Origin of the sequence: Mycobacterium persicum (assembly GCF_002086675.1) — a bacterium.
In the GTDB taxonomy this organism is placed as follows: Bacteria; Actinomycetota; Actinomycetes; order Mycobacteriales; family Mycobacteriaceae; genus Mycobacterium; species Mycobacterium persicum.
On sequence record NZ_MVIF01000038.1, the window covers coordinates 1 to 14755 of the forward strand.

General features: G+C 65.1%; 13 protein-coding genes. 5 read left to right on the plus strand and 8 right to left on the minus strand.

Annotation, left to right across the window (positions count from 1 at the left end; genetic code table 11):
* Positions 1-273: 273 nt before the first annotated feature.
* The gene (locus BST40_RS13645; RefSeq protein WP_083154513.1) at positions 274-2103 is read left to right on the plus strand and encodes an acyl-CoA dehydrogenase; all 1830 of its coding nucleotides are present in this window, start codon (positions 274-276) and stop codon (positions 2101-2103) included.
* 30 nt (positions 2104-2133) lie between these two features.
* Here BST40_RS13645 and BST40_RS13650 read toward each other — a convergent pair whose 3' ends face one another.
* Positions 2134-2421, minus strand: a complete 288-nt coding sequence (locus BST40_RS13650) for an FmdB family zinc ribbon protein (RefSeq protein ID WP_075546070.1) — start codon at positions 2419-2421, stop codon at positions 2134-2136.
* A gap of 139 nt (positions 2422-2560) precedes the next feature.
* Between BST40_RS13650 and fmdA the strand changes: the two genes are divergently transcribed.
* On the plus strand, positions 2561-3838 hold the full coding sequence (fmdA, locus tag BST40_RS13655) for a formamidase (protein ID WP_075546069.1): 1278 nt from the start codon (positions 2561-2563) through the stop codon (positions 3836-3838).
* Here the strand turns inward: fmdA and BST40_RS13660 are convergent.
* From BST40_RS13660 to BST40_RS13690, 7 genes are read right to left on the minus strand one after another with little or no spacing between them, the layout of a single operon-like run.
* On the minus strand, positions 3828-4175 hold the full coding sequence (locus BST40_RS13660; RefSeq protein ID WP_036401045.1) for a metal-sulfur cluster assembly factor: 348 nt from the start codon (positions 4173-4175) through the stop codon (positions 3828-3830). The genes fmdA and BST40_RS13660 overlap by 11 nt on opposite strands.
* Entirely contained in the window at positions 4168-4638 is a 471-nt protein-coding gene (gene sufU / locus BST40_RS13665) for a Fe-S cluster assembly sulfur transfer protein SufU (RefSeq protein WP_075546068.1), read from the minus strand. The genes BST40_RS13660 and sufU overlap by 8 nt, the downstream gene beginning before the upstream one ends.
* On the minus strand, positions 4635-5888 hold the full coding sequence (locus tag BST40_RS13670) for a cysteine desulfurase (RefSeq protein WP_083154500.1): 1254 nt from the start codon (positions 5886-5888) through the stop codon (positions 4635-4637). The genes sufU and BST40_RS13670 overlap by 4 nt, the downstream gene beginning before the upstream one ends.
* A 2-nt stretch (positions 5889-5890) precedes the next feature.
* The gene (sufC, locus tag BST40_RS13675) at positions 5891-6673 is read right to left on the minus strand and encodes a Fe-S cluster assembly ATPase SufC (RefSeq protein WP_063470159.1); all 783 of its coding nucleotides are present in this window, start codon (positions 6671-6673) and stop codon (positions 5891-5893) included.
* On the minus strand, positions 6670-7833 hold the full coding sequence (gene sufD, locus BST40_RS13680; RefSeq protein WP_075546066.1) for a Fe-S cluster assembly protein SufD: 1164 nt from the start codon (positions 7831-7833) through the stop codon (positions 6670-6672). The genes sufC and sufD overlap by 4 nt, the downstream gene beginning before the upstream one ends.
* Positions 7830-10406 carry a Fe-S cluster assembly protein SufB gene (gene sufB / locus BST40_RS13685; RefSeq protein WP_162877242.1) on the minus strand — a complete coding sequence of 859 codons (2577 nt, stop codon included), beginning with the start codon at positions 10404-10406 and terminating at the stop codon, positions 7830-7832. Before sufB ends, sufD begins: the two co-directional genes overlap by 4 nt.
* Entirely contained in the window at positions 10403-11209 is an 807-nt protein-coding gene (locus BST40_RS13690) for a helix-turn-helix transcriptional regulator (protein WP_089025140.1), read from the minus strand. The genes sufB and BST40_RS13690 overlap by 4 nt, the downstream gene beginning before the upstream one ends.
* A 32-nt stretch (positions 11210-11241) precedes the next feature.
* Between BST40_RS13690 and mptB the strand changes: the two genes are divergently transcribed.
* The 3 genes from mptB to BST40_RS13705 all read left to right on the plus strand — a co-directional run bounded on the left by mptB (position 11242) and on the right by BST40_RS13705 (position 14686).
* Positions 11242-12963: a polyprenol phosphomannose-dependent alpha 1,6 mannosyltransferase MptB gene (gene mptB / locus BST40_RS13695; protein WP_083154502.1), complete on the plus strand. Its 1722-nt coding sequence runs from the start codon at positions 11242-11244 to the stop codon at positions 12961-12963.
* Entirely contained in the window at positions 12960-13910 is a 951-nt protein-coding gene (locus BST40_RS13700; protein ID WP_083154504.1) for an ABC transporter ATP-binding protein, read from the plus strand. The genes mptB and BST40_RS13700 overlap by 4 nt, the downstream gene beginning before the upstream one ends.
* A 65-nt stretch (positions 13911-13975) precedes the next feature.
* Positions 13976-14686 carry an ABC transporter permease gene (locus tag BST40_RS13705; RefSeq protein WP_241780198.1) on the plus strand — a complete coding sequence of 237 codons (711 nt, stop codon included), beginning with the start codon at positions 13976-13978 and terminating at the stop codon, positions 14684-14686.
* The last annotated feature ends 69 nt before the right edge of the window (positions 14687-14755 follow it).

Genomic DNA, 14755 nt, shown 5'->3' on the forward strand with positions numbered 1-14755 from the left:
ACCTTTCCGCCAGGCAACGGCGGCAACGGCGGCAACGCGCTGCTCATCGGCAACGGCGGCAATGGCGGCCACGCCACGGCCATCGGCAGCACCCCTGGCACCGGCGGCCTGCGGGGGCTGCTGTTCGGCCAAAACGGCGCGAACGGCTAGCCGTAGCGGCAGGTCAGCGCACCGTGCCGGTGGTTACGGTTGCGTACGTTTTCCTCACTCGGGGAAACTGGGCCCGGTCAAAACCCGGCCAAGGATCGAGCCGCCGAAGTGAAGGGAACCGCATTGGGCCACTACATCGCCAACGTCCGCGATCTCGAATTCAACCTCTTCGAGGTTCTCGATGTCGGCGCCGTCCTCGGCACCGGGCGTTATAGCGAGCTCGACGCCGACACGGTGCGCACCATCCTGGCCGAGGCGGCCCGCTTGGCCGAAGGTCCGGTCGCCGAGACCTTCGCCTACGCCGACCGCAACCCACCCGTCTTCGACCCGGCCACCCACTCCATCAGCGTGCCCGACGAGTTGGTCAAGACGGTGCAAGCGATCAAAGACGCCGAGTGGTGGCGCCTGGGTTTGGCCGAAGAGATCGGCGGCATGCCCGCACCCGCACCACTGGTCTGGGCCGTCAATGAAATGATCTACTGCGCCAACCCTTCTGCGGCCTTCTACAACCTGGGTCCGACGCTGTCCCAGTCCCTGTACGTCGAGGGCACCGATCAGCAACGACAGTGGGCGGCAATGGGTGTCGAACGCGGTTGGCAGGCCACCATGGTGCTCACCGAACCCGACGCGGGCTCCGACGTCGGTGCCGGCCGGACCAAGGCCGTCGAACAACCCGACGGCAGCTGGCACATCGAGGGCGTCAAGCGGTTCATCTCCGGCGGCGACGTGGGCGACACGGCCGAAAACATCTTCCACCTAGTGCTGGCCCGGCCGGAGGGCGCAGGTCCGGGGACCAAAGGTTTGAGCCTGTTCTACGTGCCCAACTACCTTTTCGACCCGGACACCGGTGAACTCGGCCCGCGCAACGGGGTCTACGTCACCGGCCTGGAACACAAGATGGGACTGAAGTCCTCCCCGACGTGCGAGTTGACCTTCGGCGCCACCGACGTGCCCGCGGTCGGCTACCTGGTCGGCGGAGTGCACAACGGGATCGCGCAGATGTTCACCGTGATCGAGCACGCCCGTATGACCATCGGCGTCAAATCCACGGGCACGCTGTCCACCGGCTACCTCAATGCGCTCGCCTACGCCAAAGAACGGGTGCAGGGCGCGGACCTGACCCAGATGACCGACAAGACCGCGCCTCGCGTCACGATCATGCGCCACCCCGACATTCGCCGCAGCCTGATGACCCAGAAGGCCTACGCCGAGGGCCTGCGGGCGCTGTATCTGTATGCCGCCGCACACCAGGACAACGCTGTGGCGCAACATGTTTCGGGCGCCGACCCAGACATGGCGCACCGCGTGGACGATCTGCTGCTGCCGGTTGTCAAAGGCGTCGGCTCAGAGCGGGCCTACGAGGTCCTGACCGAGTCGCTGCAGACCCTGGGTGGTTCGGGCTTCTTGACGGACTATCCCATCGAGCAATACATCCGCGACGCGAAGATCGATTCGCTCTATGAGGGCACCACCGCCATCCAGGCGCTGGACTTCTTCTTCCGCAAGATCGTCCGCGACCACGGCCAGGCGCTGCAGTTTGTGACGGCTCAGATAACGCAGACCATCGACAACATCGATGAAGCGCTGAAACCGCAAGCCGCGCTGCTGCAGACCGCGCTCGACGAGGTCACCGCAATGACGGGCGCGCTGACCACCTACCTGATGTCCGCCGCGCAGCACCCGACCGACATCTACAAGGTCGGGCTCGCATCGGTGCGATACTTGCTGGCCGTCGGCGACCTGATCATCGGCTGGCGGCTGTTAGTGCAAGCCGGAGTCGCCCATGCGGCGTTGGCCAACGGACCGTCCAAGGACGACGAGGCGTTCTACCGAGGCAAGGTCGCGGTTTCGGGTTTCTTCGCCAAGAACATTCTGCCCAAGCTGTCCGGAGTCCGGGCCGTCATCGAATCCGTCGACGACGAGATCATGCGCATACCCGAAGCTGCCTTCTGACGGGCCGTGGGCGCCGAAGCCCGCGTGCGGCTATGACCGGGGCAGCGCGCGGTGCAGTGCGTTCATGGTGATGTTGGCCCTGCCACGGCGGGCAGGAGGCAGGCCGCTGACCACCTGCGGTGAGTCAGCGGTGGCCCGGGTGCGGTCGTGGAGTCGCATCGCGGCGCTGCGACCGATACCGACCATCGGCGCAGCGGGAATTCTTCTGGCCAGGCAAGCGCACTGCGGACAGGCGGCGCTGTCGGGCACTGAGGCCATCGGATGCTGCTCGACAAATTTCGGACAGCCCCGCGCGCAGCGGAATAGGTAGGTCGGCACCCCGCCGACTATAAGTCGTCGGCGGCGACATGTAGACCGCCGCCGGCGTTGTCGTGGGCGGTTTGCAGAAGATCATCAGCACCATCACAGTTACCAGTCATCTTGGGCTGCAAGAGTCGTCATGTGCAGAGAGTGCGACGTGCCTGAATTACTGTTCCCGCTGGATTCCACCAAAAAATTCCATCAGCAACAGATAATCGGCCACAATCGCTGGCATCCGGATATCCCCCCGGCCGTCACCGTCAAGCGCGGTGCCACGTTCCGCGCACACTGCCGCGAATGGTTTGACGGCGCCATACACAACGACGATTCGGCCGAGGACATCCTCACCGCTCCCCTGCAGAATGTGCACTGCCTGTCCGGACCGTTCGCGGTCGACGGCGCCGAACCGGGCGACCTGCTGATCGTGGATATCCTGGACCTCGGTCCCATTCCGCAGGAGGACTCGGGCCCCCTGGCCGGACAGGGCTGGGGCTATACCGGGATATTCGCCAGACACAACGGCGGCGGCTTCCTCACCGATCAATTCCCCGACGCCTACAAGGCGATCTGGGACTTCGCCGGACAAACGGCGACCTCGCGACACATTCCCGGCGTCAAATACACCGGCATCGTGCATCCGGGCCTCATGGGAACGGCCCCGTCCGCGCAACTGTTGGCGACCTGGAACAGACGCGAGGGGGCTCTCATAGCGACGGATCCCAATCGGGTGCCGCCCCTTGCCCTGCCACCGGAACCAGACGGCGCCATTCTGGGTGCGCTGACCGGCGACGAGTTCAACCGCGTCGCGGCCGAGGCCGCCCGCACCGCTCCGCCCCGCGAGAACGGCGGCAACCAGGACATCAAAAATCTCACCAAAGGTACCCGGGTGTTTTATCCGGTGTTCGTGCCCGGCGCGAACTTGTCGTTCGGCGATTTGCACTTTTCTCAAGGCGATGGCGAGATCACCTTCTGCGGCGCCATCGAAATGGGTGGCTTCATCGACGTCCATGTGGACGTGATCAAAGGAGGCATGCAGACCTACGGCGTCCATGAAAATGCCATCTTCGTCCCGGGCAATACCGCCCCGCAGTATTCGGAGTGGATCGCTTTCTCGGGCACGTCGGTGACCTTGGACGGCGAACAGAAATACCTCGATTCGGATCTCGCCTACCAGCGCGCCTGCCTGCATGCGATCGACTACCTGACAAAGTTCGGCTATAGCCCCGAGCAAGCTTATCTGCTACTCGGGTCGGCCCCTATCGAGGGACGCCTGTCCGGAGTGGTCGATATTCCCAATTCGTGTGCCACCGTATACATTCCGACTGCGATCTTTGACTTTCCGGTGACGCCGTCAGCATCTGGACCGCATCGGATCGACCCCGGTATGGGGGCGCCCCGGGCCAGCTTCACCGGCACCCTGGAAATCAGACGGTGAAGCCGAGCGCGCGCAGTTGCTCGCGGCCGTCGTCGGTGATCTTGTCCGGACCCCACGGCGGGTTCCACACCCAGTTGATCCGTATCTCGTCGACCAGACCGCTGCCGACCAGCGCGCTGCGCGACTGATCCTCGATGACATCGGTGAGCGGGCAGGCCGCCGAGGTCAAGGTCATGTCGATCAGCGCGACGGTTCCTTCGTCGCCGTCCGCCACGTCCAGCCCGTAGACCAGGCCCAGGTCGACGACGTTGATCCCCAACTCCGGGTCGACGACGTCGCGCATCGCCTCCTCGAGATCGGCGAGCAATTCTTCGTTGGGAGCGGCGGTTTCACTCATTGCTGACCTCCTCCAGGGCATGACTGGCCTGAGCCAGCGCATCTTTGCAAGCCATCCATCCGAGCAACGCGCATTTCACCCGTGCGGGGTATTTCGCCACGCCGGCGAACGCGATTCCGTCTCCGAGAACGTCCTCGTCACCGTGCACCGTTCCACGTGAGGACACCATCTCGGTGAACGCGTCGATGATCTGCAACGCTTCGGCCACGCTGCGGCCGATCACCTGCTGGGTGAGCACCGACGTCGACGCCTGGGAGATGGAACAACCTTGGCCGTCATAGGAGACGTCGGTGACGGTCGTGCCGTCGTCGGACAGCGCGACCCGTAGGGTGACCTCGTCGCCGCAGACGGGGTTGACATGGTAGACCTGCGCGCCGAACGGTTCCCGCAGCCCGCGGTGCTGCGGATGCTTGTAGTGATCCAGGATGACGTCCTGATACATCTGCTCTAGTCGCAACGTCAGGCTCTCCCAAAGAACTTCAACGACCGTCGCACCCCGGCCAGCAGCCGGTCGACTTCGTCGAGCGTGTTATACACCGCGTAGGATGCTCGTGCGGTGGCGGCCACGCCGAACCGTCGGTGCAGTGGCATGGCGCAGTGGTGTCCGACCCGCACCGCCACACCTTCGTCGTCGAGAATCTGGCCGACATCGTGGGCGTGCACCCCGTCGACGACGAATGCGACCGGGGAGCCGCGGTTTTCCATCGTTGTGGGCCCGATGATGCGGACACCTTCGATAGCGGACAGCCCCTCGATGCTCGCCGCGACCAGCTCACGTTCGTGAGCCTCGACGGCGTTCATGCCGATAGCGCCCAGATAGCGTGCGGCGGCGGCCAATCCGACCACCTGGGAGGTCATCGGGGTGCCGGCCTCGAAGCGTTGCGGCGACGGCGCATAGGTGGACGCTTCCATGGTCACCGTCTCGATCATCGAACCGCCGGTAAGAAACGGGGGCATCGCGGCCAGCAGCTCGCGACGGCCATATAGCACGCCGATCCCAGTGGGACCCAACATCTTATGCCCGGAGAAGGCGGCGAAGTCCACGCCCAGCGCGTGAAGATCCACCGGCTGGTGCGGCACCGACTGGCAGGCGTCCAGCACGGTCAGCGCGCCGACTTCTCTTGCTCGGGACACTAATTCGGTTACCGGCGCCAGCGCACCGCTCACGTTGGAATGATGACTGAACGCGACCACTTTCACGCGCTCGTCGAGTCGCAGCGAATCCAGGTCGATACGCCCGTCGTCAGTCACGCCATACCAGCGCAGGCTGGCCCCGGTGCGCCGGGTGAGCTCCTGCCATGGCACCAGGTTCGCGTGGTGCTCGAGCTCCGTCGTGACGATGACGTCACCGGGACCGACGGCGCGCTCGAACCGCTTGTCGCCCAAGACATATGGCACCAGATTGAGCGCTTCGGTGGCGTTCTTGGTGAATACCAGCTCATCGGCACGGGCACCGACGAACGCCGCGATGTCGGCTCGGCCCTGCTCGTAAGCGTCGGTGGCCTCTTCCATCAGCTGGTGCGCACCACGGTGCACCGCGCCGTTGGAGGTGATGAGAAACTCCCGTTCGGCGTCGAGTACTTGCAGCGGCCGCTGCGACGTCGCGCCGGAATCCAAGTATGCCAACTGGTTTCCGCCCCGCATCACACGCTGCAGGATCGGGAAATCGGCACGGATCGCGGCGAGATCCAATGGCGTCGCGGAGATGGTCATGCCTACGCTCCAGCGGCCGCCGCTTGGGTAAAACGCACGTAGCCGTTTTCCTCGAGTTCGTCGGCCAGTTCGGGGCCGCCGGATTCGACGATGCGGCCGCCGACGAATACGTGCACGTGTTGCGGATGGATGTAGCGCAGGATTCGGGTGTAGTGGGTGATCAGCAGGACGCCGCCGTGCTCGGTTTCGGCGTAACGGTTCACCCCCTCGCTGACTACCCGCAACGCGTCCACGTCCAAGCCCGAATCAGTTTCGTCGAGGATGGCGATCTTGGGTTTGAGCAGCTCGAGTTGCAGGATTTCGTGACGCTTCTTCTCGCCACCGGAGAAGCCTTCGTTGACGTTACGTTCGGCGAAGGCCGGGTCGATGTCGAGTGCGGCCATCGCCGCCTTGACCTCTTTGACCCAGTGTCGCAGCTTCGGCGGCTCGCCGCGGATGGCGGTTGCCGCCGAGCGCAGGAAGTTCGACATCGAGACGCCGGGCACCTCGACGGGATACTGCATGGCCAGGAATATCCCCGCTCGTGCTCGCTCGTCGACGCTCATGGCCAACACGTCGGCGCCGTCCAGCGTGATGGAGCCCGAGGTCACCTGATACTTGGGGTGGCCGGCGATGGCGTAGGACAGCGTGGACTTCCCCGAGCCGTTGGGACCCATCAAGGCATGTGTCTCACCGGAATTCACGGTCAGGTCGACACCGTTGAGAATGGGGATTTCTCGCTCCCCGTCGGCGGCGTTGGGATTTTCGACACTGACGTGCAGGTCTTTGATTTCCAGGGTCGTCATGAGGCTGTTGATCTCGATTCCGTAATTTCCAGTTCGTGTTCGATGGCTGTGATCAGTCGTTCGCGTATCTCGGGCACTGCGATCTTGGAGATGATCTCGCCGAAGAAGCCGCGGATCACCAGCCGGCGGGCCTGCTCTTCCGGGATGCCTCGAGAGCGCAGGTAGAACAGTTGCTCGTCGTCGAAACGTCCAGTGGCGCTCGCGTGTCCGGCCCCGGCGATCTCGCCGGTTTCGATTTCCAGGTTGGGCACCGAGTCCGCGCGCGCCCCGTCGGTGAGCACCAGGTTGCGGTTGACCTCGAAGGTGTCGGTGCCGGTAGCCGCGGCGCGGATCAGCACGTCGCCCACCCACACGGTGTGCGCGTCGGGCCGCGACGATTCCGGATCTCCTTGCAGCGCACCCTTGTACAGCACGTTCGACTTACAGTCAGGGTGCGCGTGGTCGACCAGCAGCCGCGATTCCAGGTGCTGGCCGTCGTCGGCGAAGTACAGCCCGAGCAGTTCGGCATCACCGCCGGGAGCATCGAAGCGCACATTCGCCGCCAGCCGCACCACCTCCCCACCCAGCATGACGGCGACGTGCCGCAGCACGGCGTCCTTGCCGAGCCGGGCGTGGTGGGCGCTGAGGTGAACAGTGTCGTCGGCCCAGTCGGCGATCCACACAACCGTCAGCCGAGCGGCGTCATCGACAACGAATTCGACATTGTCGGCGTAGGTTCCGCTCCCCCGGTTGTCGATGATGACGACGGCTTCGGCAAGCTCCTCGACCCGGATCTGTAGGTGCCCGTAAGCGGTTGCGCCCTCGCCCGGGCCGGTGACGCTGACATTCACCGGCTCGGCGATGTGCGTGTCCCGCCCGATGGTAACCAGCGTCGCCGAGTTGAACGACGAAAACGCTTGCGCCGCAACCCGGTCGGCCGGAACACCGGCTTGACCGAGCCGCTCGTCACCACGGCGCACGGTTTCCACGCCGATGCCGGGGTGCTCGCTGACGCTGATCTGGGCAACGCCGGTGGCCGGCGCGGAGCCGTCGTGCAGGCCGCGCAGCCGCTTCAGCGGCGTAAACCGCCAGAGCTCGTCGCGGCCGTGCGGAACCTCGAAAGCGTCGACGTCGAAGGACGCGAACAGCTCACCCTTGTTCAATACGGGAGCGGACGTCATCCGACCGCGCCCTCCATCTGCAGCTCGATCAGCCGGTTCAGCTCGAGCGCGTACTCCATCGGCAGTTCCTTGGCGATCGGCTCGACGAAGCCGCGCACCACCATCGCCATGGCCTCGTCCTCGGTCAGCCCGCGGCTCATCAGGTAGAACAGCTGGTTTTCGCTGACCTTGGACACGGTGGCCTCGTGGCCCATGGTGACGTCGTCCTCGCGGATGTCAACGTAGGGGTAGGTGTCGCTGCGGCTGATCGTATCGACCAGCAGCGCATCGCATTTCACGCTGGACTTGGATCCATGCGCGCCCTTGTTGACTTGGACGAGTCCGCGGTAGGAGGTGCGGCCGCCGCCGCGGGCCACCGACTTGGACACGATGTTGCTCTTCGTGTTGGGAGCCAGGTGCAGCATCTTGGCGCCGGTGTCCTGGTGCTGGTCTTCGCCGGCGAATGCCACCGACAGCACTTCACCTTTGGCGTGCTCGCCGGTCATCCAGACCGCCGGGTATTTCATGGTCACCTTGGACCCGATGTTGCCGTCGATCCACTCCATGGTGGCGCCGGCTTCGGCGCGCGCCCGCTTGGTGACCAGGTTGTAGACGTTGTTCGACCAGTTCTGGATGGTCGTGTAACGGCAACGGCCACCGGGCTTCACGATGATCTCGACTACCGCGGAGTGCAGTGAGTCCGACTTGTAAACGGGCGCAGTGCAGCCCTCCACGTAGTGGACGTAAGCGTTCTCTCCGACGATGATCAACGTTCGCTCGAACTGTCCCATGTTCTCGGTGTTGATCCGGAAATAGGCCTGCAACGGGATGTCGACGTGCACGCCGGGCGGAACCATGATGAAGCTGCCGCCCGACCATACGGCCGAGTTCAAAGCGGAGAACTTGTTGTCCCCGGCCGGAATGACCGTGCCGAAGTACTGCTTGAAAATCTCGGGATGCTCGCGCAAACCGGTGTCGGTGTCGAGGAAGACGACTCCTTGCTTTTCAAGGTCTTCCCGGATCTGGTGGTACACCACTTCTGAGTTATGCACCACCAGACCTTCGGCAACGAAGTTGTGCGGCCCGTCGACTTCGATGTCGTACACCGGTTCCACCGCATAGGGTTCAACCGACTTGACTCGCTCGAAACCGAGCCAATCGTTGCAGTGCACCCGGATCGTCGTCCCATGCGAATTGTTGGACGAATGCATGTAGCGACGACGGCCAAAGCGATCGGTTCGCTTGGGGTTCCGGCATCCGAGCCGCTCAAAGTCACCCGAAATGCGCAGCCGCCAAGCGATTTGCATCCGCTCCGGCGCGTGCCGATAGGGCTGCGTGAACGACCAGGGTCCGTCTGCCCGCAATCCGGCCAATTCCACTAGTTCACGCGCTTGACCGATCAGGCTTTGATTGGCGCACGTCAGTAAGAGCGAACCGCTCTTGTCCGGCGTCATGTAACCGTCGGCGTCGACCCAACCGCCGAGGAATGCCAGTCGCTGGTCGACCGGCAAGCCGTAGACCCAGTCGGGCACTCGCTTAGTCAGAGACAGTCCCCCGAAGCCTAAGGCAACGATCCACTCGGTCAGCGCTTTCGAGTTCACCACGATGCGGTACTCATCAGCTTCGATGCACCGCAGGCCGAACAAGTCCTTCACGACGCGGGTCAATTCGGCCCGCAGTTCCACATCGGTTGCCGCGATAGCGAACTGAACGCGGTGGGTCCTAGTCGACAGATGCAGGTTGCCGTCGCCGATGTAAAGCCCTAACAACCACATGAGGTCAAGCGAGCTCGCTTGTGGTGAATTCAACCCGACAACACTCGGAAGTTGAGCTGCGACACCAACATCGGGGATGCGGCGCGGCACCGCGATCAAGTCACCCGGCTTGATCGCACCGACGGTGACCCAACGCCGGGCATACCGGGCGCATTGGCTACCCTCCTTGCGTTCGTCACGTAGTACCAGCATCGGGTGGTTGTCGGTCGCGCGGATGCTGCGCCGGGTCGTCTTGACCGCATAGGTAAGGCGGGTGTCCGTCTGCGCCGATGCCTTAACCGGCGCAACGACGAATCGCTCAGCACCTTCGTCGTAGGCGAACACACGATCGCCGAACTCGATCTCTTTGATCGGGATCTGCCCGCGGTTGGCGGTCCACACCAAGGTGTCACCGGCCAGACATTCATACTGGGCGGCTACACCAGCAACCAATCTTTGCTTTTCTGCTTCGGGAATTCCGAGCCGGTCATAAGTGTTTTTGATGTCCTCGGGCAAATCATCCCAGGTCGCGGCCTGCTTCTCGGTGGAGCGCACGAAGTACTTGATGTTGTCGAAGTCGATGCCGTCGAGGTTGGAGCCCCAGCGCGGCATGGGCTTGCGCTCGAAGATGCGCAGCGCCTTGAGCCGGTTCTGCAGCATCCACTCGGGCTCGTTCTTCTTCGCGGAGATGTCGCGAACCACCGCCTCGGACAGCCCGCGCTGAGCGCTGGCGCCGGCGACATCGGAGTCGACCCAGCCGTAGCCGTAGCGGCTCAGCGAAGCAATTGCCTCCGCCTGGGTCAGCGGCTCGGCAGCGGTCTTGCTGGCCTCGATGGTCATACGGACGCTCCTTTGATGCTCGTAGTGTCGCGGCGCGGGCTGGGCGCCGGGGTTAAAGGCACATGGGTGGTGCAAGCGCAGTCGCCGTTGACGATGGTCGCCAACCGCTGCACGTGGGTTCCCAGCACTTCGGCCATGGCCTGCTGCTCGGCTTCGCACAACTCCGGGAATTCCTCGGCGACATGGGACACCGGACAGTGATGCTGGCAGATTTGCACACCATGGATGGGCCCACCCACCCGGGTGGTGGTGGCGACGTAACCGGCTGTGGTCAACGCGTCGGCGATCCGCTCCGCGGCCGCTTCCACCGCGGCGTCGCCGGGCCCGTCGGCTCGGGCGACATCGGCCAGAATCGCGTCGATGCGTCGCCGCGCGAATGTCCGCACCGCGACGTCGCCGCCGATCTCCCGCAGTTGCCGCATGGCCGCCGACGCCAAGTCGTCATACGAGTGGTCCAGCTTGGCCCGGCCGGCCGAGGTCAGCCGGTAACGCTTCGCCGGCCGTCCGCGTCCCGCCTGCTGCCACGGCGCGGCCGGTACGGACTCCGCATCGCCCGCCTCGATGAGCGCATCAAGATGACGCCGCACACCGGCGGCCGACAGCCCCAACCGGTCGCCGATCTCACCGGCGGTGATCGACCCGGATTCCACCAGCAAGCGCACAATGGCGCGACGGGTATGACCGTCGGGGACCGCGGCTGGGACAGCAGGAGTAGCTGCCGAGATTTTCACAACACAAGTGTGACGTAATTCCAGGGAGCTGTCTAGCGAGGGTGCCCTCACGCCGCAACGCGGCGCGCCCAGCCATCCCAAGTCGCCGGGGCTAGGCTGCTCTGATGGCAGCCCGCCACCACACGCTGAGCTCGTCGATCGCCAGCCTCCACGGTGACGAGCAGGCGGTGGGGTCGCCGCTGAACGCTGCCGAACTGACTGCGCTCGCACGCACCCGGCTGTTCGGCGCCACCGGCACGGTCTTGATGGGCATCGGGGCCCTGGGCGCCGGCGCCAGGCCGGTCGTGCAGGATCCCACCTTCGGGGTCCGGCTGCTCAACCTGCCGTCGCGAATCCAGACCGTGTCGTTGACCATGACCACCACCGGTGCGGTCATGATGGCGCTGGCCTGGCTGATGCTCGGCCGGTTCGCGCTGGACAAGCGGAAGATGTCGCGCGGCGACCTGGACCGCACCCTGCTGTTGTGGATGCTGCCGCTGCTCATCGCCCCGCCGATGTACAGCAAGGACGTCTACTCCTACCTGGCCCAAAGCCAGATCTCCCGCGACGGACTCGACCCCTACCGAGTGGGCCCGGCGTCCGGCCTGGGTCTGGGCCACGTGTTCACGCTGTCGGTTCCCAGCCTGTGGCGGGAGACGCCGGCCCCCTACGGTCCGCTGTTCCTGTGGATCGGCCGCGGAATCTCCGCGCTGACGGGGGAAAACATTGTCGCCGCGGTGCTCTGCCACCGGTTGGTGGTGTTGATCGGCGTGGCGCTGATCGTGTGGGCCACGCCGCGGCTGGCCCGGCGCTGTGGTGTTGCCGAGGTCAGCGCGCTGTGGCTGGGCGCGGCCAATCCCCTGCTGTTCATGCACCTGGTCGCCGGTATCCACAACGAGGCACTGATGCTCGGGTTGATGCTGACCGGCGCCGAAATCGCGCTTCGTGGCATCGATTTGGCCGACTCGGGGGAAACCCCGCGCCTGATGCCCGCATCATGGCGCCCGGGCGCGGACTGGGAACCACTGGCCCTGTTGCTGGGCGGATCGATCCTGATCACGCTGTCGTCGCAGGTGAAGCTGCCTTCGCTGCTGGCGCTGGGCTTCATCACGATGGCCTTGGCTTACCGCTACGGCGGCACGATCAAAGCGCTGCTGCTGACCGGCGGCGGCATGGCGACACTGTCGACGTCGGTGATGGCCATCGTCGGATGGGCAAGCGGGCTGGGCTTCGGCTGGGTCTACACGCTGGGCACCGCCAACGTGGTGCGCAGCTGGATGTCGCCGCCGACACTGCTGGCGCTGGGCACCGGGCAGGTGGGCATTCTGCTGCGCTTGGGAGATCACACCACCGCGGTGTTGTCGCTGACGCGTGCCATGGGCGTGCTGATCATCATGGTGATGGTCTGCTGGTTGCTGCTGGCGGTGTTCCGCGGCCGGCTGCACCCGATCGGCGGCCTCGGGGTCGCGCTGGGCATCACAGTGTTGCTGTTCCCCGTCGTGCAGCCCTGGTATCTGCTCTGGGCCATCATTCCGATGGCGGCGTGGGCGACCCGCACCGGATTTCGGGTGGCCGCCATCGTCATCCCGCTCATCGTCGGCATCTTCGGGCCGACGGCCAACGGGGACCGCTTCGCGTTGTTTCAGATCATCGATGCCACCCTGGCCAGCGCGATCATCGTGTTGGTCCTGATTGCGCTGACCTACCACCGGTTACCGTGGCAAGGACTGCCGACGGGGAACGGCGAAGCGAAACACCAGATGCTCGTCGACCCGGTGCCCGCAGCTGAGGCTTCGGTGACCCCACAGACGACGTCGGCGCCGGGCGCCTACGCTGACTCCACGTGAGCTCGGCCCCCCACGCATCCCCAGGAGACTCCGTCGTAGTCCGGCTATGTGGAGTGACCAAGCGGTACGGATCCCTGACGGCCGTCTCCAGCCTCGACCTCGAGGTGCGGGCCTCCGAGGTACTGGCGCTGCTGGGCCCCAACGGTGCCGGCAAGACGACAACCGTCGAGATGTGCGAGGGCTTCGTACGCCCGGACACCGGAACCATCGAGGTGCTCGGGCTGGACCCGATCGCCGACAACGCGCGACTGCGCCCCCGCATTGGCGTGATGCTGCAGGGCGGCGGCGGATATCCAGCCGCACGCGCCGGGGAAATGCTGAACCTGGTCGCCGCCTATGCGGCCGACCCGATTGATCCGCGGTGGTTGCTGGACACCCTGGGGCTCACCGAGGTTGCCCAGACCACTTATCGGCGGCTCTCCGGAGGGCAGCAGCAGCGACTTGCGCTGGCCTGTGCGCTGGTGGGGCGTCCCGAGCTGGTTTTTCTCGACGAGCCCACTGCCGGCATGGACGCCCACGCCCGGCTAGTGGTATGGGAGTTGATCGACGCTTTGCGCCGCGACGGCGTGACGGTCGTACTGACCACCCATCAACTCAAAGAAGCTGAGGAACTCGCGGATCGGCTGGTCATCATCGACCACGGCGTCACGGTGGCCGCGGGGACCCCGACCGAGCTGACACGAACCGGCGCCAAAGACCAGTTGCGGTTTACCGCACCACCGCGGCTTGAGCTGTCGCTGCTGGCCTCCGCGCTGCCGGAGGACTATCAAGCCTCCGAGTTGACGCCCGGCGAGTACCTCGTCGAGGGCCCGGTCAACCCGCAGGTACTGGCAACCGTCACCGCCTGGTGCGCGCAGATCGACGTGCTGGCCACCGATATGCGGGTCGAACAACGCAGCCTCGAGGACGTGTTCCTGGATCTCACCGGCAGGAAGTTGCGACCGTGACCGACAACACGCTGTTCCCCCCGGGAACCTTCACCCCGAACCCGCGCCCCAATGCCGTATCCCGGATGCTGGCCGCACAGTTCGGGCTGGAACTCAAACTGCTGTTGCGCAACGGCGAGCAGCTGCTGCTGACCATGTTCATCCCCATCACCTTGCTGGTCGGGCTCACGCTGCTGCCGCTCGGCTCGTTCGGGCAGCACCGCGCGGCCACGTTCGTACCGGTGATCATGGCGCTCGCCGTGGTCTCCACCGCGTTCACCGGCCAGGCCATCGCGGTCGCGTTCGACCGCCGCTACGGCGCACTCAAACGACTCGGTGCGACGCCGCTACCGGTCTGGGGAATCATCGCCGGCAAGTCACTGGCCGTGGTCGCCGTGGTATTTCTGCAAGCAATCATCTTGGGCGCAATCGGCTTTGCGCTGGGCTGGCGACCGGCACCGGCCGCACTGGCCTTGGGGGCGGCCGTCATCGCGCTGGGCACCGCGGGCTTCGCCGCGCTCGGGCTGCTGCTGGGCGGCACGTTGCGGGCCGAGATCGTGCTCGCGGTTGCCAACCTGATGTGGTTCGTGTTCGCCGGGTTCGGCGCACTCACCCTCGAAACCACGATGATCCCGATGGCGATCAAGTGGGCGGCCCGGCTCACCCCGTCCGGCGCGCTCACCGAGGCGCTGTCGCAGGCGATGATCCTGTCGGTGGACTGGTTCGGGCTGATCGTCCTGGCGACGTGGGGAACGCTGGCGGCGCTGGCGGCGCGTCGCTGGTTCCGCTTCACCTGATCGGGCCCCGGTCAGCCCGTCGATATTGCCGCCATGGTCGCCGGCCTAGCTGAAACCACAGCCATGGCG

Coding starts and splice junctions, on each gene's coding strand:
- mptB (WP_083154502.1), top strand. CDS start 11,242: ATGGCAGCCCGCCACCACACGCTGAGCTCGTCGATCGCCAGCCTCCAC.
- sufD (WP_075546066.1), bottom strand. CDS start 7,833: ATGACGTCCGCTCCCGTATTGAACAAGGGTGAGCTGTTCGCGTCCTTC.
- BST40_RS13705 (WP_241780198.1), top strand. CDS start 13,976: ATGCTGGCCGCACAGTTCGGGCTGGAACTCAAACTGCTGTTGCGCAAC.
- sufC (WP_063470159.1), bottom strand. CDS start 6,673: ATGACGACCCTGGAAATCAAAGACCTGCACGTCAGTGTCGAAAATCCC.
- BST40_RS13670 (WP_083154500.1), bottom strand. CDS start 5,888: ATGACCATCTCCGCGACGCCATTGGATCTCGCCGCGATCCGTGCCGAT.
- BST40_RS13660 (WP_036401045.1), bottom strand. CDS start 4,175: ATGAGTGAAACCGCCGCTCCCAACGAAGAATTGCTCGCCGATCTCGAG.
- sufB (WP_162877242.1), bottom strand. CDS start 10,406: ATGACCATCGAGGCCAGCAAGACCGCTGCCGAGCCGCTGACCCAGGCG.